This is a genomic window from Mucilaginibacter sp. L196 (genome assembly GCF_009765905.1).
In the GTDB taxonomy this organism is placed as follows: Bacteria; Bacteroidota; Bacteroidia; order Sphingobacteriales; family Sphingobacteriaceae; genus Mucilaginibacter.
Genome location: NZ_LMUO01000007.1, coordinates 1 through 20,032 on the forward strand (window position 1 = coordinate 1; position 20,032 = coordinate 20,032).

The window sequence follows — 20,032 nt, forward strand, 5'->3', positions numbered from 1 at the left end:
GTCAGTTTGCCCCGGAATGCCTGGTCAATTTCCAGCGGAATCACTTTACCCTTTACCTATGAATCACTGGTCAATTTCAGCGGAATATCCACCTTGAAGCAAGTTACTTCCGCAAAGATATTGAGTTAAGCACCTATAAGCGATGGTTCTCAAAATATACTACCGACAAAGGCCATCTATTAAGAGATATAAATGATGCCAATGTTAAGAATAGAAGCATCTGGCATAAGCTGGAAAAGTTCTTAGATCGCCTAAAAAGCATTAAAGAGGTTTACGAAAGAGCGAGTATATTCGATAAGCATAAGCTTTTTAGGGCGGTGTTTCAACATAATCTCACCTTTAAGAACAATGGGTTTGAAACACCTTTGATCAATGAGGCGCTTTATGATAACTACGTGATTGCCAATAAAAAAGGGTTGCTCTTTTTGGAGCAACCCAGTCTCATTTTGGGAGTAAATCCCGTTAGTAGCCCGTAGGGGAATCGAACCCCTGTTTCTAGAATGAAAATCTAACGTCCTAACCCCTAGACGAACGGGCCTTGTTTTTATATGTTGTCTATGGTATTTCTACCAAAGCGTTCCCTTATTTTGGGACTGCAAAGATATACGTTTATCGATAAATTAAAAATAAAATTTAAAAAAAATCTCAAATATCTTTTCAGGGGTTTCAGAATCAAAATTGCCAAACAAAAAGCTGCTAATAGTATTGTAATCTATAGTGCTGATATGCATATATTTATACAAAACTATAAACCAATTAATATGAAAGCCTTATGGAATAACCAGGTAATTGCTGAAAGCAATGATACCGTTGTTGTTGAAAATAATCACTATTTCCCTAAAAGCAGCGTGAATGCTGAATATCTTAAAGGTTCAAACACCCATTCTACTTGCCCGTGGAAAGGATTGGCATCTTATTATACGCTTGAGGTGGATGGCCAGCAAAACCCTGATGCTGCGTGGTATTATCCTGAACCAAAAGCAGCCGCGGCAAACATTAAGGATTATGTGGCGTTTTGGAAGGGAGTTAAGATCACCGAATAATAAAAAATACCATGGAACAATACGATGCCATTATTATAGGCGCAGGACAAGCAGGCGTACCTTTATCAAAGAAATTGGCGAAGGCCGGTAAAAAGACTTTAATTATAGAAAAGCGCTATGTGGGCGGCACCTGTGTTAATGATGGCTGTACACCTACTAAAACCTGGGTGGCATCGGCTAAGGCAGCTTATGATGCCAGTAAGAGCGCGGAATTAGGTGTTAATATCAAAAGTTACAAGGTTGATATGAGCCAGGTAAAAAAACGCAAGGATGATATTGTATTGAAATCCCGTAATGGAGGACAAAAAGCTATTGAAGACACTAAGAACTTGACCCTGATTTTTGGCGAGGCAGCCTTCACCGGTAAAAAAACGCTGTTGATTGAATTGAATGAAGGAGGAACATTAGAAGTAACTGCTGACTTAATATTTATCAATACCGGCGCTAAAACATTGATTCCGGAGATTGAAGGACTAAAAGATATTGAGTATCTGACATCAACCACCATACTTGATCTGGACTATGTGCCGGAGCATTTACTGGTAGTGGGCGCTAATTATATTGGGATGGAGTTTGGGCAGATGTTTGGTCGCTTTGGGGGTAAAATTACGATGCTGGAGAAGTCGCAACGTATTTTATCTCATGAGGATGAAGATATAGCTGAGGCCATGCACAAAATATTAACGGACGAAAATATCGAGATATATACTGATGCTACTACCCTGGCTTTCGAGAAAACAAAAAAAGGGAATATAAAAGCTAAGGTATCCATCGCCGGGAAAGAGCAGGTTATCAAATGCTCGCATGTATTAATTGGCGTTGGCCGGGTCCCGCAAAGCGAGGCTCTGGATTTGGATAAAACAGGCGTGAAAGTTGATGAAAAAGGTTTTATAAAAGTAAATGATAAGCTGGAAACCAATGTAAAAGGCATTTATGCTTTGGGCGATGTTAAGGGTGGCCCGGCATTTACACATATTGCTTATAACGATTATACCATTGTTTATCGAAACCTGATTGAGGGCGATAATTTAACAATAAAAGACAGACCAGTGCCTTACTGTATGTTCACCGACCCGCAGTTAGGTCGCATAGGTATTAGCGAAGATGACGCTAAAAAGCAAAAACTTAAAGTAAAAGTTGTTAAATTGCCTATGGAACATGTAGCCCGTGCGATTGAGGTTGGCGATACCCGCGGATTTATGAAGGCTGTGGTTGATCCTATTACCAAAAAAATATTGGGCGCGGCTGTTTTAGGTACCGAAGGTGGCGAAATTATGACCGTATTGCAGATGGCGATGGAGGGTGGTATTACTTATGACAGGATACGCTATTGTGTTTTCGCGCATCCTACTTATTCCGAATCATTGAATAACTTATTTTTAAGTCTGGAAGATTAACTTCGTTTATGATAAAAGTTGAACATCTGAGCAAACACTTTGGCAAGGTAAAGGCGGTAGATGGTATTTCTTTTGATGTAAAGGAGCACGAAAACCTGGTTTTGCTAGGCACTAGTGGTTGCGGCAAAACCACAACTCTAAAAATGCTGAATAGGCTAATAGAGCCTACCCATGGTAAAATCTTCATCAACAATAAAAATATCCTGGAACAACAACCTGAAATTTTGCGGCGTGGCATTGGCTATGTTTTGCAGAATAACGGCTTGTTTCCGCATTATACCGTTGGCGAGAATATTGCCATCGTACCACAATTACTTAATTGGGATAAAAAGAAAATACAGCATCGCGTTAGCGAATTGTTGGAGAAACTGCATCTATCTAAAGCCTACTTTAATGTTTATCCAAATGAATTAAGCGGTGGCCAGCAGCAGCGTGTTGGTTTGGCTAGGGCTTTAGTTGCCGATCCGCCGGTTTTATTGATGGATGAACCTTTTGGGGCGCTGGATAATGTAACCAAATCGAAAATTCATGCGGAGTTTAAGGTGCTGGATGAACTGAAAAAGAAAACCATTATTATGGTTACCCATGATGTACAGGAGGCTTTTGAATTAGGCGATCGGATTTGTTTGATGGATGCAGGAAAAATTGTGCAGCAAGGTACGCCTGCCGACTTGCTTTTCAAACCAAAAAATAAGTTTGTCGAAGATTTTTTGAAAGAGCAGCGATTACAATTGGAGTTTAAGGCAATCAAACCCCCTCAACCCCCTGAAGGGGGAACTTTACGGTTGAACGGGGTGGTTTTATCGCGTGATGTAAGTATGTGGTGGGTGATGGAGCAGTTTAAATTTAAAGGAAGCGAAAGTTTATCTATTTACGACGATCAGGATAGAGAAATTGAGAAGCTTGGGTTCGAGGATTTGATGTCGGCGTTTTATCAATATAAACAGCAGCAAACGCATGAATGATCAGCAACAAACTTTGTGGGATTTTATGCGGCAGCAAAGCGATAAGCTGGCTACCCAAACACTGGAGCATATCGGGCTAACGTTTATTTCGCTGTTTTTGGCAGTGCTGGTTGGTTTGCCTCTGGGTATTCTGATCGCCCGTAGAAGAAAACTATCGGGTTCGGTATTAGGCATCGCCGGGATATTGCAAACTATACCCAGTATAGCTTTGCTTGGTTTTATGATACCGCTTTTGGGTATTGGTCCTAAGCCGGCTATTGTTGCTTTGCTGTTGTATGCCTTGTTGCCCATCATCAGGAATACCTATACCGGGATTACCGGGGTGGATGCGGCGGTTAAGGAGGCGGCAATGGCAATGGGTATGAGCAAATGGCAAATTCTGTTTAAGGTGGAACTGCCGCTGGCTATGCCCGTGATATTAGCTGGTATCCGTACAGCTACGGTGATAACGGTGGGTGTGGCTACGTTGGCCTCGTATATTGCTGCGGGTGGCTTAGGTGAGTTTATTTTCGGTGGGATCTCCCTAAACAATACCAATATGATTTTGGCAGGGGCTATACCTGCGGCTTTGCTGGCTATTATCTTTGATTTCCTGTTATCGAGGGTACAAAAACTCAACTTTAAAAAGATTAAGGCAGGTACTTACGCTTTGCCGGTAGTTATTGTATTACTGGCTTCGGTTTATTTTATTCCGTCAGCTTATGGCAGCAAGCTTACTGCTGGTTTTACTCCCGAATTTATGGGCAGGCAGGATGGCAACCTTGGTCTGCAAAGCAAGTATCATTTAAAGATCCACACCATCGTTATTAGCGATGCGGTGATGTATAAAGCGGCCTATGAGAAGCAGTTGGATGTGATTAGCGGTTACTCAACTGATGGCAGGTTGAAAGCTTATAATCTGGTGGTTTTAAAAGACGATAAGAATATTTTTCCGCCATATTTTGCAGCACCTATTGTGCGTGAAGATGCTTTGCGAAAGTTTCCTGAACTGGAAATGACATTAAATCAGCTGTCGGGTAAAATTAATGATACGGTGATGACCGAATTAAATTATCGAACCGACTATCTTCACGAAAGCCCTGAGAAGGTTGCGAAGGATTTTTTGGTATCGAAAAATTTATGGCGACCGGACCGTAGTGGGAGTGATGGCATAGTTAGGATTGGGTCGAAAATATTTGGCGAACAATACATTCTGGCAAATATGTACAGCATGTTGATTAAAGGTTATACCGATTACGACGTAACGACCAAAACAGGCCTCGGCGGAACAAAAATATGTTTTGATGCTTTAACCAATAACCAGATAGATTTTTACCCGGAGTATACCGGTACCGGATTTTTAGTTATTCTTCAACCATCACAACAAATAATAAATTCGGTAGAAGGCAGTAAGGAAAAGACCTACAATTACGTCAAAGAGGAATTTGAGAAGCGTTATCAGATAAAATGGTTACAACCCATAGGCTTTAACAATGCTTATGCTTTAATGATGCGGCAAAAACAAGCTGCGGCTTTAAATGTTAAATCAATAACGGACCTTAAAAACTATCTGGATAAAAAATAAACCCGAAATGGAAACAGCAACTGAATATTATACTGATAAAATAAGCCTTGCTGAACGTTATTTAAAGGTCCGCAAGCATACTGAGCATATTTGCAGCCCTCTGCAAACGGAAGACTATGTAGTGCAGCCGGTAGGGGATGTTAGTCCGCCTAAGTGGCACATCGGGCATACCACCTGGTTTTTCGAGACCTTTATTTTAAAGCCTTTTGCTACTGATTATCGGGAATTTAACCCGGAATACAACTTTGTATTCAATAGTTATTACGAAACGGTGGGAAACCGCGTCATCCGCACGGATAGAGGTAATTTGAGTCGACCAACGGTTATTGATATTATGCGATATCGCAAATATGTGGATGATGCCATGAACAAGTTTTTGTGCGAAGAACCACCGGACGAAGTTAAAGAGTTGTTGGTACTTGGCTTTAACCACGAAGAGCAGCACCAGGAACTTTTATATACTGATATTAAATATATTTTAGGGCATAATCCGCTGTTCCCGGCTTATTCACATGATTATCATTCGCCGAAGGTAAAGGCGATTGATGCGCCGTTTATTAGCATTGAGGAAGGTATTTATGAAATAGGATTTCAGGGCGATGGTTTTTGTTTCGACAATGAGCTGAGTAGGCATAAAGTTTACCTGAATGCTTATGAGATTAGTCCGAATTTGGTTACCAATGAGGAATATGTTGAGTTTATCAAAGCGGGCGGTTATAATGATTTCCGTCACTGGCACGCAGAGGGTTGGGATTGGGTTAAAACTAATATGGTACAATCGCCTTTATACTGGCATTTAATACATGGCGAATGGTATAACTATACTTTTAATGGGTTGGAACCTGTTGAAATGAAGCAACCGGTTTGCCACATTAGTTATTTTGAGGCTTATGCCTTTGCGGCGTGGAAAGGTATGCGCCTGCCAACCGAATTTGAGTGGGAAGCGGCAGCACCGCAGTTCAGCTGGGACAAAAGCTGGGAATGGACCGAAAGTTCGTACCTGCCTTACCCGGGTTTCGCGAAAGCGCCGGGGGCGATAGGCGAGTATAATGGCAAATTTATGGTGAACCAGAAAGTATTAAGAGGTGCATCAGAAGTTACTTCGCCGGGGCATGCACGCATTACCTACCGCAATTTTTTTCAAACACATTTACGATGGCAATTTACTGGCATACGGCTTGCTAAGTAATTCATCATATAATCAACCTAATGAAAAATATGAACACTGCTACCATGCAACCATTAAATAACCAGGCTGACATAACCGAGCAGTTTTATGCCGATGTTATCAAAGGTTTGCAATCAACCCCAAAGCATTTAAGTTCCAAGTATTTTTATGATGCGGTGGGCGACAAGCTTTTCCAGGATTTAATGAATTGTGATGAGTATTACCCAACCAATTGCGAACTGGAAATATTTACGGAGCAAACTGCCGAAATATGCCGGGCTATAATGGGTAATGGCGATGCTTTCGACTTGATAGAATTAGGAGCTGGAGATGCCATGAAATCAACCTTTTTGCTGAAGTATTTATTGGAGCAAAAAGCTGATTTTAGCTACTTGCCAATAGATATATCTGAGAATGTGATCTCCTACTTAAACATGACTTTGCCTGTTTCGCTTCCTGGGTTGAAAGTTACCGGTTTGAATGGCGATTATTTTAACATGCTGGAAAAAGCGGCATCTTTATCTAAGCGCCGTAAGGTTGTTTTGTTCTTAGGGTCGAATGTTGGTAACATGCCTGTTAGTGATGCAGAGGATTTCTGTAAGCAGTTACGTAATCACCTTTCATTTGGTGATATGCTGTTGGTTGGTATCGACCTGAAAAAGAACCCTAAAACAATTTTGGCTGCTTATAATGATAAAGAAGGTATCACTAAACGATTTAATCTTAATTTATTGGATCGCATTAATCGTGAGTTGGGTGCCGATTTTGACGTCACCAAATTTGAGCATTACCCAACGTATGATCCGGAGACAGGATCATGTAAAAGCTATCTAATAAGTTTAGACGATCAGCAGGTGAAAATTCGCGGTAAGGAAACTATTTGCTTTGCCAAGGACGAATACATCTATATGGAGATCTCGCAAAAATATAATGTTATACAAACCAATCAAATGGCAGCAGGGGCGGGATTTAAGCCGCTGAATATATTCTTCGATAGTAAAAAATGGTTTATTGATGCTATTTGGTTAGCGGAGTAAACGAAAAGATTTGTCATTCTGAGCAGGGCGAAGAATCTGTAAAGTAGTTTACATCAGTACAGATTCTTCGTACCTCAGGATGACAATTTTGTTTATAGTCAACTTAATTTAGTGGCGATCTTCGATACACAGGGCTACGTGCGAGATTCTTTACCATTGTGCGGTGGGTGTCATCCTGAGCGTAGTCGAAGGACGTGCGTAAAGGGCCGCCCACATACTTCGACTACGCTCAGTATGACAGCCTTTACGCGCAGATTATGAAAGCGTACTTATATCGTAATCAGAGTAACAAAGGGTTTAATTCCGAATTTATCAATTCGCCAAAAGGTTTATCCATTAGCCACTTATGATGATCGTTTTTTTGCTGTGAATTTTTGTATGGAATTATCCTTGCGCCATCAGCCATATAAATAACCGTCATTACTTCGCGTAGTTGGTTTGATTTATTACCAGGTGCCTGGTGTATGGTAAAACCGCGGTGCCAGGTGGCATCTCCGGCTTTCATGGTTTCGGCACGACTAATTGGCAAATTATTATCCTTAACATATTGATCAAATGCCGCTTCCGATTCATCAGAAATCTCATGGTTAAACACCGCGCCATTTCTGTATGATCCGGAAGCAAAGGTGAGCATGCCCATATCTACATCAATATCAACCAAAGGCATCCACATGGTTAGGGTATTGTTGGTATCAATAGGCCAGTAATATTGGTCCTGGTGCCATGGGGTTGGGCCGCCGCCGGGTTCTTTAAATAAAGCCTGGTCGTGGTATAGCCTTACATTTTCTACACCCATCAAATCGGCAGCTATTTTGGCCATGCGTTTGGCTAAAACAAATTTCTTTGCTGCTGCATCAACCTGCCACAGGTTCATGATCTGTAAAAAGGCTTTGCCATAGGTATCCCTATCTTCTAATTTACGGTTTTCGGTATTGTAACGTTCGGCAGCACCAACAATAACCGGGCGGTAAGCTGCTATTTCTTCCGCGGATAAAATACCCTTTACAAGCGTATGCCCTTTAGCCTGAAATTCGTTAATGTTTTCAGTAGATAAGCTTTTGAAGCTATCTAAAGGAGGGAGTTGTGATGCACTAATATTCATATTCGTTAATTAGTTTAACTCAAAGTAAAATAATCTTTTCGATCTAAAAAATGAATAAAGTGATTTAATTATGGTTTATTTTATCTTGTTATATTTGTATATTAGATTTGTGTAATAAAATATGCGATGATCAAGGCCTCCTTTGAAGTTTTGCAACCGGGTAATCGGCAGTCATTTTTGGTGCGCAAATTTGACCAATGGGAATTTGACGGCCCATACCATTTCCACCCGGAGTATGAACTGACCTTTATTACAAAAGGCAGCGGTAAAAGATATGTGGGTACGCATATGGAAGATTTTTTTACAGGCGACCTGATATTGTTAGGCCCTAACCTGCCGCATTGCTGGAAACTGGCCAATATTGAACAGACCCAACATGAAGCCGGTGCCATTGTAATACAATTTACCGCTGATTTTTTAGGAGAGGATTTTTTTGACCGTCCTGAAATGCAGGACATCAGCAAGCTGTTTGAAAAGTCGGTAAGTGGGATAAAATTTGGTGACAGTATTCAGGCGGAAATCAGTGTCCTTTTAAGAGGGTTGGTTGATGATGAAAATAATTTTAATAAGCTGTTAAAACTGCTTGATATATTGCAACATCTTGCTGTAACTAATGATTTTATTCTGTTAGATCAAAACCAAAGTATGGCTACAAGTTCGGTGAGTCAGCAGGAGCGCATAAATCCTGTTTTTGCTTACCTGGTTGAAAATTTCAGGCAATCGGTATCATTAGATAAAGCAGCATCAGTTGCCAACATGACCCCAAACGCGTTTTGCAAGTACTTTAAAAAAATAACCCGCAAAACGTTTATGGAAACCATCATTGAGTATCGCCTGAATTATGCTACGCAGCAACTGGTACAAAGTGATAAGCCGATTTCGGAAATAGCTTTTGAGAGTGGGTTTGGTGATGTATCGCATTTTTACAAGATGTTTAAGGTGAAAATGGGATTGAGCCCGCTAAACTATCGCAAAAAATTTATGCGCGATTTAAACATCATTAACCCAGCGATCTCGGCTTAATTAACTAGCATATCTTTTAATTTGGTGCATAGCATTGTTATTTCTTCATCGGTATTGTAATAGTGTACGGAGGCTCTTACTACATTGGCTAAGTGATTTTTATTCATGTAGAATAAGGTTGATTTTGCCAGACCGACCGACACGTTGATATTATCCTGTGCTAATTTGGCTTTTACTTCCCCGCTTTCTATCCCGGTTACGGTAAATGTAACTATACCGCATTGTTCACTGCCGAAATCATGAACAGTGATGCCTTCAATTTGGTTCAGTTGTTGGCGAAGTATATTGGCTAAATACTGTATGCGTAACCATATCCTATCGACGCCGATGTTTAAGGCGTAATCTATAGCTTTACCTAAACCAAGCATCAATGCCCTGTTTTTTTCATACATCTCGAAGCGACGGGCATCAGCTCTCATTTTATAATCGGTTTCGCTTATCCATTCGGTGCTGAACCCGTCCATAAATATCAGTTTCAGTTTATCCTGTACGGGTTTTCTTACAAACAAAAATCCTGTACCACGTGGTGCACGTAAATATTTACGGCCGGTTACCGACAGCATATCGCAACCAATTTCCTTTACATCCAACGGAACATGCCCGGCGCTTTGGCAGGCATCAACCAGATACAAAACATTATGCTTGCGGGCTATTTTGCCTATTTCAACAATGGGTATCATACCGCCTGCAGAAGATGGAATATGTGTAACAGCTATCAGTTTTGTTTGGGGTGATATCGCGTCTTCTAATGCCTGTAATGAGAAATCACCATGCTCATCATTGGGGATTAATATAACTTTAACACCTTGTGTTTTTTGCACATGTACCAGGCCTATCAGGTTGGTAACGTACTCCATTTCGCAGGTGATAATTTCATCGCCAGGTTTAAAATCGATACCGTTAAAAGCCAGCGCCCATGCGGTGCTGGCATTCTCTACAATAGCAACTTCATTTTTTTCTGCATTGATTAATCGGGCGATTGAATCGTAAGTTTTATCCAGTTGCTCGCTGTATTTGGCTTCCGTTTCATAGCCGCCGAAACTGGCTTCTTCGTTTAGGTAATTTACCACAGTTCCCACCACCACATCAGTCGCCATTGAGCAACCTGCATTGTTGAAGTGTATTTTGTTGGATGTGCCTTTGGTTTCGGCTCTTAGTTGTTGTATTTCCTGTTCGGTTAGTGGTGTTGTCTGCATATTGTTTATTGTTGAATTGCTGCTTCCTGTTTAAAATTTATTTCCATCATAATATCTGCACGACCGTAAGTGCCGGGCGATACCGGTATTTCGGTAAAGCCTAATTTACGGTAAATATGTATGGCATTTTCAAGTATGCGGTTTGACCATAGCACCAATCTATCCATACCCATCTCGCGTGCTTTATTAATGCACGACTGGCATAAAAACTGACCAGCGCCACCGCCATGATAGTTTTTATCGACTGCCATTTTGGTTAGTTCATAAACCCCGTCTTCTACATAGCGTAAACCAACTGTGCCTACAATAGTATCGCCTGCGGCGACGAAATATATTTTACCGCCTTGTTTTAAAATGGCTTCCTCGGGGTTTTCTAAAACATATTTGTCAAAGTCCTCTACCACAAAGTATTCTTCGAGCCACGCTTTGTTTAGTTTTTCAAACCAGGGTTGGTACTCGGGTTTGTAATCGATGAATTGCAGTTCCATATCATGAATAAATTATAATACAAAGAAAGTGCTATCACTATTGTAAAAACAGATGCAGATTTGTTAATTTTGAGCATAACAGATGTTATGAAAGAATTAATCGCAAGTCCGGATCATGATTTTTTATATACCCAGATTGTTGGGCGGTTTGAAAATCAGATCAAACAAAACCTATTAAAGTGTGGCGATAAACTGCCATCGGTACGTGCGTTGAGTCAGGAGCAGGGGATAAGTATCAGCACAGCTTATAAAGCATATGTTGAGCTGGAAAATATGGGCATGATAGAGGCCCGGCCGAAGTCGGGATACTATGTAAAGTTTTCTACCTCGCGTTATACCAAATCACCAGAAATGATGCCTCCGACAAAAAAGATTGAGCAGGTAAGTGTTGTGGAAATGATAGCGATGGTTTACCGCAATATGGGTGGGGATAGCATTTTAAGTTTGTCGCGCTCATCGCCGGCTATAGGGTTGATACCGATGGCTAAGTTGAATAAATCAATGATGGAAGCCATCCGCAAAAGCCCCAATGGCAATATTAATTATGAAAGTTTGCAGGGAAACATTGACATGCGCAAACAAATTGCCAAAAATGCTTTTAATTGGGGTGGGCAAATAAGCGAAGATGATATTGTGACCACGCAAGGCTGTATGGAAGCCCTTGTATTTTGCCTGCGGGCTGTTACCAAACCCGGCGATACTGTGGCTATTGAAAGCCCTACTTATTTTGGCATTTTTACCATAATGATGAGCCTGAATTTGAATGTGCTGGAGATTCCGGGTGATCCAAAGACTGGTTTAGATATAGCGTATTTGGAACAAGCCATGGAAAAGGTGACCGTTAATGCTTGCCTGTTTGTAACCAATTTTAGCAATCCCATAGGTAGCTGCATGCCCGATGAACGTAAGCAGCAACTGGTAAAGCTATTGGCAAAGAAGCAAGTTCCATTAATTGAGGATGATATTTATGGAGAGATCTATTTTGGTAAAAGTCGCCCGCGAACCTGCAAAAGCTACGATACGGAGGGGATGGTAATGTTATGCTCCTCTGTTTCAAAATCACTTGCGCCGGGATATCGGGTTGGGTGGTGTATACCGGGTAAGTTTAAGGAGCAGATATTAAGTTTAAAATTAATGCATACCATTAGCTCGGCTACGCCTACGCAGGCTGCCATAGCGCACTTTTTTGAAACCGGTCGGTATGACCTGCATATGCGTAACTTGCGTAAGGCTTTATATACCCAGTGCCTGCATTATATGCAGGGTATTGCCCAGTATTTTCCGCCTGATACAAAAATAAGCCAGCCGCAAGGTGGTTATGCTTTGTGGATTGAACTGGATAAAAGTATTAATGCTTTTGAGCTTTACCAGGCCGCCATGGCGCGAAACATAAGCATTGCGCCGGGGCAAATTTTTAGCACCGATGCGCGTTTTACCAATTTTATAAGAATAAGTTTCGGCAGGCCTTATGATGAGGTGCTGGAGAATAGTTTTAAGGTTTTGGGGGAGTTGATAAGGGGGATGATGATTAAATAAAAACTTGTCATTGCAAGGAACGAAGCAATCGCGAACTTTGCAAGTTTGCTTTTCTACGTGCGATTGCTTCGTTCCTCGCAATGACATAGTATGGATGTGAGTCGTAGAAGATTTCTCCCTCCGGTCGAAATGACAATCAGGATAGAAATTACTTAACACTTCGTTTTTTCAACTCTTTACTTATCGCGTCTAAAGATTTCTTCTTTTTCTGGTCTTTTACTTTCTTCGCTTTCGCCGCCTCCTCTTTTTGAAGGTAGCTTTCGGTATGGGTGCGGGAGTAGTATTTGCAGAACCATGTTAGCGGGCATATATCACATTTTGGGCTGCGGGCCACGCAGATGTAGCGGCCATGCAATATGAGCCAGTGATGGGCAATGGCTAAAGTTTCCTGTGGTAGGTACTCTACTAATTGTTTTTCTACAGCTAAAGGCGTGCGTGCGTTGGTGGTTAGACCTATGCGGTTGGCCACGCGGAAAACGTGGGTATCTACAGCAATAGCAGGTGCGTCATAAACTACGGAAGCAATTACGTTTGCAGTTTTGCGACCAACACCGGGCATTTTTTGTAACTGATCAATGTCGGATGGTACTTCGTTATGAAATACATCGACCAGTATTTTTGCCATGCCTACCAGGTGTTTGGCTTTGTTGTTTGGATAGCTTACACTGCGTATGTAGGTGAAAACTTCTTCGGGTGTGGAGGCTGCCAGGCTTTCAGGGGTTGGGAAACGCTCGAATAGGGCAGGGGTTACCTGGTTAATCCGTTTATCGGTGCATTGGGCAGATAGGATAACAGCTATTAATAACTGGAACGGGCTGCCATAATGCAGCTCGGTAACAGCATTGGGTTGGTTTTTTGAAAAGTAATCTACAAAATGGCGGTAGCGTTCTTGCTTTAACATGGTTGAATGGTAGTATGCCGTCGAAAATAATTAAAAAAAAGAGGCCCGGTGTAATTAGTTAATATAACTTTTTTACAACGGGCTTTTAAATTTTGTAAGGCCAACTTAGCTACGCAGGCTTTTGGAGTAATCCAGTATATAATGGATTGTATGCAGTTTTGGTTTCTTTTTCAGAAGATCCAAATCTGCACGGATGGAATGATAGAAGATCAAATCATCCGCATCCAGGTTTTCTTGTACTTCCCTGTCTTTCATCTGCGCGTTTTTAATGACCGTGTTTAAAGAATTTGTAAAGGTTTCGCCCATAAGCTTGTTAATGTTTAAAGTACAAGTATTAAACGCAAGCCTGAAAGTAATATTTTATTAACTATGAAAAAAATTTCATGAAAATTTCATGAAATTAATTCTTCAAGCTAAGCTCTCTACCCTGCATCATTTTACGCAGGTTGTTTAGGGCGTAACGCATACGGCCTAGCGCCGTATTGATGCTAACATCGGTAATGTCTGCTATCTCCTTGAAACTCAGGTCGCCGAAGTGGCGCATGATGAGCACTTCTTTTTGTTCGGATGGTAAAAGTTGGATGAGGGCTTTAAGGTCCTTATGTGTTTGCTCGCGAACCATGCGATCCTCGGTGCTTTCATCATAATTGCCTAATACTTCAAAAATATCAAAGTCGTCACCATTGCTAACCATTGGCGCGCGCTTTTCGCGGCGGAAATGGTCAATCACTAAATTGTGCGCTATACGGGTAACCCAGGGTAAAAACTTACCTTCTTCGTTATATTTCCCGGCCTTTAACGTATTGATGACTTTGATAAAGGTATCCTGAAAAATATCCTCGGCGAGGTACTCGTCTTTTACCAGTAAATATATGGAGGTGTAAATTTTAGATTGGTATCGGCGTATTAACTCCACTAATCCGGCCTCTTCGCCCGTGATATATAGATGGATTAAATCCTGATCACTTTGCAATTGAAAATCCATAGAAAACCTTTACTTTAAACTTAATTAAAAGATATTATTTTTGTTAAAGTATAGTCTAATCTATATAGGGTCTCCTTTTTGTTACATCAAATAAAGCAAAAAAATCGAAAAAAACCAAATATTTCATCGTATTTAACACTTTAACACTTTTTAACATTTGACTGAATTAAGCCATTAGAGTTTAATGGGTTAAGTAAATAAGGATTTAAACTTAGTGTTTTATATCAATGAAATTCGACTTATAATATCTGGCGATTCTTTTTGCTTTAATATAGTTGCGAAGGCCATGTATCATTGTGGGATTCTCAGATTTGCCCGTACTAGTAATATTGAGATACATCTCTGTCCCATCAAAAAGTATAGTTACTATTTTGCCCCAAAAGGGGTGACCTGTAGGTTTAAAACTTCGCATCATTACATCGTTATCAACTTTAAAATCCTTTACAGTTACAAATTTATTTATTGCTAAACGTATGGCTGCTCTATTTTCATTAATTGTTGTGCCCGGGATTTTTACGAGTGAATAATTAAGGAGCGCGTTTGACAGCATCCAGGAAATAAATAGTGTTATAAGAATCACAACCCCGGTAGAAGGTGTTCTGCCAAAGAGTAAAGGTTGTAAAGAGATGAAAATAAATAACGAAAACATCAGCCAGTTTGCTGCCTCGCTAAAGACGCGACCACCTGTTATTTTATAGATAAGCCTATGTTTTTGTATGCTTTTTTCGTAATTAATTTCGGGGCTAAAATCTTCGGTTACTGGGTTATCCATGGTCTGTTTTACGGCTCTAAGTTAATTGTTTACAATAATTAATCAATCCAAAATCATATTCCCATTTATTACTCACGCGCATTTGGAATCGGCTAATAATTTTAGGATTTTTGCGTTTTGGAAAGGTTGATGGTGGATAGGTTATGCTTTATAGTAAGAACCTGCTTTGCCATAGGCTTTGAACCATCAAAATGAACTAACATTTGAATGATTAAAGAAGCAGAAAAAGATCCGCAGAAGCATATTATAATTAAGGGAACGCGTGTACACAACCTAAAAAACCTGGATGTGGCCATACCTAAAAATAAGCTGGTAGTGGTTACGGGCATGTCGGGTTCGGGTAAATCATCATTGGCTTTTGATACTTTGTATGCCGAAGGGCAGCGCAGGTATGTAGAAAGCCTTTCCTCATACGCGCGCCAGTTTTTGGGCCGTATGAATAAGCCGGATGTAGATTATATTAAGGGCATCGCCCCGGCTATCGCTATTGAACAAAAGGTTATTACGTCAAACCCACGTTCAACCGTGGGTACATCAACCGAGATATATGATTATTTGAAATTGCTTTTCTCGCGGATAGGTAAAACTATATCGCCTGTATCGGGCAATTTGGTGAAGAAGGATTCGGTTACGGATGTGATCAATTTTATCATGTCGTTGCCTGCGGATACGCAGGTTACTATACTTTGTCCGCTTTACCCACACAATAACCGTAGCTTGAAAGAAGAGTTGGCTGTATTGATGCAAAAGGGTTTTGTGCGGGTGGAGTATCTGCAAAAGCTATCCAAAATTGAAGCTTTGCTGGAGGATATGAGCATTGTGGATGATGGGCAATGGCTGAAGGGGGAAGCCCCACCCAAACCCTCCCCTGAAGGGAGGACTTCAAAAAAAGTCGCCCCTACTGGGGGAGATTTAGAGGGGGCCTCTGCCGTTCGTATTGTGATTGACCGTATCACTAAGGATGAAGAAGATGAAACGATTAGCCGTTTAGGTGATTCGATACAAACAGCATTTTTTGAGGGTAAAGGTGATTGCTATGTGCGTTACCAGGAACCGGATGCTGAAAAGGAAACCGAACGCTTTTTTTGCGATAGGTTTGAACTGGATGGGATAAAATTTGAAGAGCCTACCGCTAATTTCTTCAGCTTTAATAACCCTTACGGGGCTTGTAAACGCTGCGAAGGTTATGGCAAAGTGATTGGCATTGATGAGGATTTGGTTATCCCCGATAAAAGCAAGAGTATATACGAAGCGGCTATTGCCCCATGGCGCGGCGAAAAGATGCGTGAGTGGAACGATAACCTGATTAAAAATGCGTTGCAGTTTGACTTCCCTATCCATCGCCAATATAACCAGCTTACTGAAAAGGAGCAAAGGCTGTTGTGGACCGGTAATAAATATTTCCGCGGACTGGATGAGTTTTTTGCTGAGATGGAAGCTCAAACTTATAAAATTCAATACCGGGTAATGTTATCTCGTTATAGAGGTAAAACTACTTGTCCGGAGTGTAAGGGCAGTCGTTTAAGGCAAGATGCTTCTTATGTGAAGATAGATGGTAAATCAATTACCGACGTGGTTTTGATGCCTTTGGACAAAGCCCTGGATTTCTTCAGCAATTTGAAACTAAATGAAACGGATGCTACAGTTGGTAAACGCCTGCTGATGGAAATAACCAATCGCTTATTGTTTTTGAATGACGTTGGTTTGAGTTATTTAACACTGAATAGGTTGTCGAATACGCTATCCGGCGGGGAATCACAACGGATTAACTTGGCTACGTCATTAGGTAGTAGTTTGGTTGGTTCTATTTATGTGTTGGATGAGCCGAGTATCGGTTTGCATCCCCGCGATACGCAGCGTTTGATTACTGTGCTTAAATCCCTGCGCGATGTAGGTAATACGGTATTGGTTGTTGAGCATGAGGAAGAGATTATGAAAGCGGCCGATCATATTATTGATATTGGCCCGGCGGCGGGTACGCATGGCGGGGAGTTGATCTTCTCGGGTACTTATGACGAGATTATAAAGGATGATAATAGCTTAACCGGTCGTTATTTGAGCGGTAAAGAAGCAATAGAAATACCAACCCATCGCCGTAAATGGCATGATTTTATTGAAATTAAAGGCGGCAGGGAAAATAACCTGCAGCATGTGGATGCAAAGTTTCCGTTAGGCGTGCTGACGGTGGTTACGGGTGTATCTGGCTCGGGTAAAACCAGTTTGGTTAAACGGATTCTGGCTCCTGCACTGCAAAAAACACTGGGTAATTATTCAGGCGAACAAACAGGATCATACGACAGTATTGAGGGGGATTATGCCAAGATTGAGCAGGTGGAAATGGTGGATCAAAACCCGATTGGCCGTTCATCACGTTCAAATCCGGTTACTTATGTGAAGGCCTGGGACGAGATCAGGAATTTATATGCCGCGCAACCTGCATCAAAGGCGGCGGGGTTAAAGCCGTCGGCGTTTTCATTTAACGTGGAGGGTGGCCGTTGTGATGTTTGTCAGGGTGAAGGTGAGGTAAAGATAGAAATGCAGTTTATGGCTGATATTTTCCTGACCTGCGAAACCTGCGGCGGGAAACGTTTTAAACAGCATATACTGGATATTACCTACCTGGATAAAAATGTATCCGAGGTATTAGAAATGACCATAGACGAAGGCCTGGAATTCTTCAAAAAAGAGCCGAAGATTATCGCCAAAATAAAACCATTGGTTGATGTGGGTTTGGGTTATGTGCAGCTGGGGCAATCGTCAAATACCTTATCAGGGGGCGAGGCGCAGCGTATAAAGCTGGCATCTTTTCTGGTTAAGGGGAATAACACGCATAAAACGCTGTTTATTTTTGATGAGCCAACTACCGGTTTGCATTTTGAGGATATTAAAAAGCTATTGAAATCATTTGAGGCTTTGCTGGATCATGGTAATACCATCATCGTAATTGAGCACAATATGGATGTGATCAAGTGCGCGGATTGGGTAATTGATATTGGCCCCGAAGGTGGTGATAAAGGCGGTAAGATTGTGTTTGAAGGATTGCCTGAAGATTTGATCAAGGTTAAGGATTCATATACAGGCGCGTTCTTAAAGGAACGTTTTGATTCTGTTAAATAGATAGCAGACTTACGAAGTTTTTAAAACTTTGTAAGTCTTGAAGTTACTTCACCGCTTCAAAAATCAATCCTTTTTGTGATGCCTTTAAAGGGTGCTCTCCAAGCTCGCTTCTATAATTCTCTTCAAGAGATTTAATAATTTCAGGCATCAACTCAGCTCCGCGCTTTTGGACGAAACTGCCGATTGGTAAGCCATGTATGAAACCATAAGCAACGTTTGCTGCGGAATCTGTTTCGCCAATGCATTCCATGCTTGTTGCATTGGTTTTGGAAAAACCGGTCGTTTTTAACATCCCGAAAACTACCTCTTTATCTCCCAATGCAAATGGCCCGGGGTTTTGGCCGACTATATTTTCGCCAAAGAAAGACTGCAGAACCTCATCGCCAATTGCCCAAACCTTGTTGTAATCACGGTCTGTCCAGGTATTAAAAACAACTTTCCCGCCGGGTTTTAAAACCCGTAGTATTTCAGCGAATGCTTTCATCTGGTCGGGAACGAGCATGAGGCCGAACTGGCAAACTATCAGGTCGAATGAATCATTTGTAAATGGCAGATCCATTATATCAGCTGTCGCCCATGTTACCCGGTCGGATGTTACTTTGGTGTTCGCTACACTGATCATATCGGCGCTTAAATCTGTAGCTGTAAACTCTGCCGTGGCGGGCAACGTTTCGGCAATGTGCTTTGTTAAGCGGCCACTGCCACATGCAAGTTCAAGAACCTTGCTTACGCCGTCGAAATTTAATCGACTGGCAAGGTCAACAGCGAATGGTTCAAAAAGGAAAGCCCCAAGGTAATCCTCATAGTTTTGGGATACTGTCCCGCCAAAAAATAAAGAAGGTGTTGCCATAATACGTTAGATTATGATCAAATATATCAATTGTTATTTCCTGTTCCTGCAGGATTTCTCGAAGATGACCCTGCGCACGCAGAACGAGTATTGTTGAAACGCAAGGTCTTCTTCGAGAGATCCTGTGAAAATTAAAAAGAGACCTACTTATAAAACAAATACTCCGCTGTGTAAGGCACTTGCAATGTTTGTCCTTTTTGTGACTGGTCTGCACTTTTTGGTGCCAAGCCGCCATGTGTGTGTAAACGCTGAATAAAAACAACATTTGTCAGACTTCCTTTTCCGCTTTCCGCTATTCCACGAAGCAGTAACCACGGGATAGCGACGCTATCTGGCGAAGACGCTTGCTGCAGTTTTACACCGCTAATCAATGAGCCATCGGATAATTCCCAGGTTGGGCTTTTCGTTGTATTCAGGTAATGTTTTCCGACTTTTTGCATGTGATCGGCAGAAGAGAATAAAGTTGCCTGCGGCTCACGGAAAGTCCATACATAATGTGAAGTATCCTTTATATCTTGCGTACACTGATAAATCTGAACTCCCCTGGCGTACACGTGCAATATTATCGCATTGTTAGTAGGTACTGCAACAGCGGTAGGTATGGCTTGCTGCCCATGTACAACTACTGCCCACAGCATAAGGATTACTAAATATATAAATCGTTTCATAAAGAACATTAATCACTGTATATATAAATAATGCGGCTGCAAATTAAAGACTAAACACGATATAAGATACCACTAAAAGTAATATTAATAAAATGGTAAAAAAAATGAAAAAGCCCCTCTGCATATTGGAGGGCACTGAAAAAGTCCTTTAAAGTTAAAGAGGTGGTTTTTCAAAGAAAATAGAGGCGCTGAGAATCGTCTGTACGAAGGTGCTCTCCAC

The 20,032-nt window shown here is 41.3% G+C and carries 18 protein-coding genes and 1 tRNA gene; 9 read left to right on the forward strand and 10 right to left on the reverse strand.

What is annotated here, in order from left to right:
- Positions 1-466: 466 nt before the first annotated feature.
- A tRNA-Glu gene (locus tag GSQ74_RS03010) sits at positions 467-538 on the reverse strand.
- 223 nt (positions 539-761) lie between these two features.
- On the opposite strand from GSQ74_RS03010, the gene GSQ74_RS03015 reads away from it, so the two are divergent.
- From GSQ74_RS03015 to GSQ74_RS03040, 6 genes are read left to right on the forward strand one after another with little or no spacing between them, the layout of a single operon-like run.
- Positions 762-1,043 (forward strand): DUF427 domain-containing protein, encoded by a 282-nt coding sequence (locus tag GSQ74_RS03015; RefSeq protein ID WP_158989944.1) that lies wholly within the window; start codon positions 762-764, stop codon positions 1,041-1,043.
- Positions 1,044-1,054: 11 nt separating this feature from the next.
- A complete protein-coding gene (locus GSQ74_RS03020; protein ID WP_158989945.1) occupies positions 1,055-2,440 on the forward strand; it encodes a mercuric reductase in 1,386 nt (461 codons plus the stop codon).
- A gap of 8 nt (positions 2,441-2,448) precedes the next feature.
- Positions 2,449-3,405, forward strand: coding sequence for an ABC transporter ATP-binding protein (locus GSQ74_RS03025; protein WP_158989946.1), 957 nt, complete (start codon positions 2,449-2,451; stop codon positions 3,403-3,405).
- Entirely contained in the window at positions 3,398-4,969 is a 1,572-nt protein-coding gene (locus GSQ74_RS03030; protein WP_158989947.1) for an ABC transporter permease/substrate-binding protein, read from the forward strand. Before GSQ74_RS03025 ends, GSQ74_RS03030 begins: the two co-directional genes overlap by 8 nt.
- Positions 4,970-4,976: 7 nt before the next feature.
- Positions 4,977-6,158 (forward strand): ergothioneine biosynthesis protein EgtB, encoded by a 1,182-nt coding sequence (egtB, locus tag GSQ74_RS03035; RefSeq protein WP_174236903.1) that lies wholly within the window; start codon positions 4,977-4,979, stop codon positions 6,156-6,158.
- 20 nt (positions 6,159-6,178) lie between these two features.
- Positions 6,179-7,174: an L-histidine N(alpha)-methyltransferase gene (locus tag GSQ74_RS03040; protein WP_158989948.1), complete on the forward strand. Its 996-nt coding sequence runs from the start codon at positions 6,179-6,181 to the stop codon at positions 7,172-7,174.
- 280 nt (positions 7,175-7,454) lie between these two features.
- Here the strand turns inward: GSQ74_RS03040 and GSQ74_RS03045 are convergent, their stop codons facing one another.
- Positions 7,455-8,276, reverse strand: coding sequence for a phytanoyl-CoA dioxygenase family protein (locus tag GSQ74_RS03045; protein WP_158989949.1), 822 nt, complete (start codon positions 8,274-8,276; stop codon positions 7,455-7,457).
- A gap of 126 nt (positions 8,277-8,402) precedes the next feature.
- Here GSQ74_RS03045 and GSQ74_RS03050 point away from each other — a divergent pair, with 126 nt between their 5' ends.
- Positions 8,403-9,299 carry an AraC family transcriptional regulator gene (locus tag GSQ74_RS03050; RefSeq protein ID WP_158989950.1) on the forward strand — a complete coding sequence of 299 codons (897 nt, stop codon included), beginning with the start codon at positions 8,403-8,405 and terminating at the stop codon, positions 9,297-9,299.
- On the opposite strand, the gene GSQ74_RS03055 is transcribed toward GSQ74_RS03050, so the two are convergent.
- A complete protein-coding gene (locus GSQ74_RS03055; RefSeq protein WP_158989951.1) occupies positions 9,296-10,495 on the reverse strand; it encodes an aminotransferase class V-fold PLP-dependent enzyme in 1,200 nt (399 codons plus the stop codon). The genes GSQ74_RS03050 and GSQ74_RS03055 overlap by 4 nt on opposite strands.
- Positions 10,496-10,500: 5 nt before the next feature.
- The gene (locus GSQ74_RS03060; RefSeq protein ID WP_158989952.1) at positions 10,501-10,983 is read right to left on the reverse strand and encodes a GNAT family N-acetyltransferase; all 483 of its coding nucleotides are present in this window, start codon (positions 10,981-10,983) and stop codon (positions 10,501-10,503) included.
- Positions 10,984-11,070: 87 nt separating this feature from the next.
- Here GSQ74_RS03060 and GSQ74_RS03065 point away from each other — a divergent pair, with 87 nt between their 5' ends.
- Positions 11,071-12,519: a PLP-dependent aminotransferase family protein gene (locus GSQ74_RS03065; RefSeq protein ID WP_158989953.1), complete on the forward strand. Its 1,449-nt coding sequence runs from the start codon at positions 11,071-11,073 to the stop codon at positions 12,517-12,519.
- 148 nt (positions 12,520-12,667) lie between these two features.
- On the opposite strand, the gene nth is transcribed toward GSQ74_RS03065, so the two are convergent.
- From nth to GSQ74_RS03085, 4 genes are all read right to left on the reverse strand, one after another.
- Complete coding sequence (gene nth / locus GSQ74_RS03070; RefSeq protein WP_158989954.1) at positions 12,668-13,420, reverse strand: endonuclease III; 753 nt, start codon at positions 13,418-13,420, stop codon at positions 12,668-12,670.
- Positions 13,421-13,525: 105 nt separating this feature from the next.
- Entirely contained in the window at positions 13,526-13,726 is a 201-nt protein-coding gene (locus tag GSQ74_RS03075; protein WP_158989956.1) for a hypothetical protein, read from the reverse strand.
- A 94-nt stretch (positions 13,727-13,820) separates the two neighbouring features.
- Entirely contained in the window at positions 13,821-14,405 is a 585-nt protein-coding gene (locus GSQ74_RS03080; protein WP_158989958.1) for an RNA polymerase sigma factor, read from the reverse strand.
- Between the two features lie 211 nt (positions 14,406-14,616).
- Entirely contained in the window at positions 14,617-15,177 is a 561-nt protein-coding gene (locus tag GSQ74_RS03085; RefSeq protein WP_158989960.1) for a hypothetical protein, read from the reverse strand.
- A 207-nt stretch (positions 15,178-15,384) separates the two neighbouring features.
- On the opposite strand from GSQ74_RS03085, the gene uvrA reads away from it, so the two are divergent.
- A complete protein-coding gene (gene uvrA, locus GSQ74_RS03090) occupies positions 15,385-18,294 on the forward strand; it encodes an excinuclease ABC subunit UvrA (RefSeq protein ID WP_174236904.1) in 2,910 nt (969 codons plus the stop codon).
- A 43-nt stretch (positions 18,295-18,337) separates the two neighbouring features.
- Here uvrA and GSQ74_RS03095 read toward each other — a convergent pair whose 3' ends face one another.
- Positions 18,338-19,144 (reverse strand): class I SAM-dependent methyltransferase, encoded by an 807-nt coding sequence (locus GSQ74_RS03095; protein WP_158989962.1) that lies wholly within the window; start codon positions 19,142-19,144, stop codon positions 18,338-18,340.
- A gap of 143 nt (positions 19,145-19,287) precedes the next feature.
- On the reverse strand, positions 19,288-19,782 hold the full coding sequence (locus GSQ74_RS03100; RefSeq protein WP_216846667.1) for a DUF3455 domain-containing protein: 495 nt from the start codon (positions 19,780-19,782) through the stop codon (positions 19,288-19,290).
- Positions 19,783-20,032: the final 250 nt, after the last annotated feature.

Excerpts from the sequence above, each read along its gene's own strand:
- GSQ74_RS03065 (WP_158989953.1), top strand. The coding sequence starts at position 11,071 with ATGAAAGAATTAATCGCAAGTCCGGATCATGATTTTTTATATACCCAG.
- GSQ74_RS03085 (WP_158989960.1), bottom strand. The coding sequence starts at position 15,177 with ATGGATAACCCAGTAACCGAAGATTTTAGCCCCGAAATTAATTACGAA.
- GSQ74_RS03030 (WP_158989947.1), top strand. The coding sequence starts at position 3,398 with ATGAATGATCAGCAACAAACTTTGTGGGATTTTATGCGGCAGCAAAGC.
- GSQ74_RS03080 (WP_158989958.1), bottom strand. The coding sequence starts at position 14,405 with ATGGATTTTCAATTGCAAAGTGATCAGGATTTAATCCATCTATATATC.
- GSQ74_RS03025 (WP_158989946.1), top strand. The coding sequence starts at position 2,449 with ATGATAAAAGTTGAACATCTGAGCAAACACTTTGGCAAGGTAAAGGCG.
- nth (WP_158989954.1), bottom strand. The coding sequence starts at position 13,420 with ATGTTAAAGCAAGAACGCTACCGCCATTTTGTAGATTACTTTTCAAAA.
- GSQ74_RS03100 (WP_216846667.1), bottom strand. The coding sequence starts at position 19,782 with ATGCTGTGGGCAGTAGTTGTACATGGGCAGCAAGCCATACCTACCGCT.
- GSQ74_RS03040 (WP_158989948.1), top strand. The coding sequence starts at position 6,179 with ATGAAAAATATGAACACTGCTACCATGCAACCATTAAATAACCAGGCT.
- GSQ74_RS03095 (WP_158989962.1), bottom strand. The coding sequence starts at position 19,144 with ATGGCAACACCTTCTTTATTTTTTGGCGGGACAGTATCCCAAAACTAT.
- GSQ74_RS03075 (WP_158989956.1), bottom strand. The coding sequence starts at position 13,726 with ATGGGCGAAACCTTTACAAATTCTTTAAACACGGTCATTAAAAACGCG.
- GSQ74_RS03045 (WP_158989949.1), bottom strand. The coding sequence starts at position 8,276 with ATGAATATTAGTGCATCACAACTCCCTCCTTTAGATAGCTTCAAAAGC.
- GSQ74_RS03055 (WP_158989951.1), bottom strand. The coding sequence starts at position 10,495 with ATGCAGACAACACCACTAACCGAACAGGAAATACAACAACTAAGAGCC.
- GSQ74_RS03060 (WP_158989952.1), bottom strand. The coding sequence starts at position 10,983 with ATGGAACTGCAATTCATCGATTACAAACCCGAGTACCAACCCTGGTTT.
- egtB (WP_174236903.1), top strand. The coding sequence starts at position 4,977 with ATGGAAACAGCAACTGAATATTATACTGATAAAATAAGCCTTGCTGAA.
- GSQ74_RS03020 (WP_158989945.1), top strand. The coding sequence starts at position 1,055 with ATGGAACAATACGATGCCATTATTATAGGCGCAGGACAAGCAGGCGTA.
- GSQ74_RS03050 (WP_158989950.1), top strand. The coding sequence starts at position 8,403 with ATGATCAAGGCCTCCTTTGAAGTTTTGCAACCGGGTAATCGGCAGTCA.
- GSQ74_RS03015 (WP_158989944.1), top strand. The coding sequence starts at position 762 with ATGAAAGCCTTATGGAATAACCAGGTAATTGCTGAAAGCAATGATACC.
- uvrA (WP_174236904.1), top strand. The coding sequence starts at position 15,385 with ATGATTAAAGAAGCAGAAAAAGATCCGCAGAAGCATATTATAATTAAG.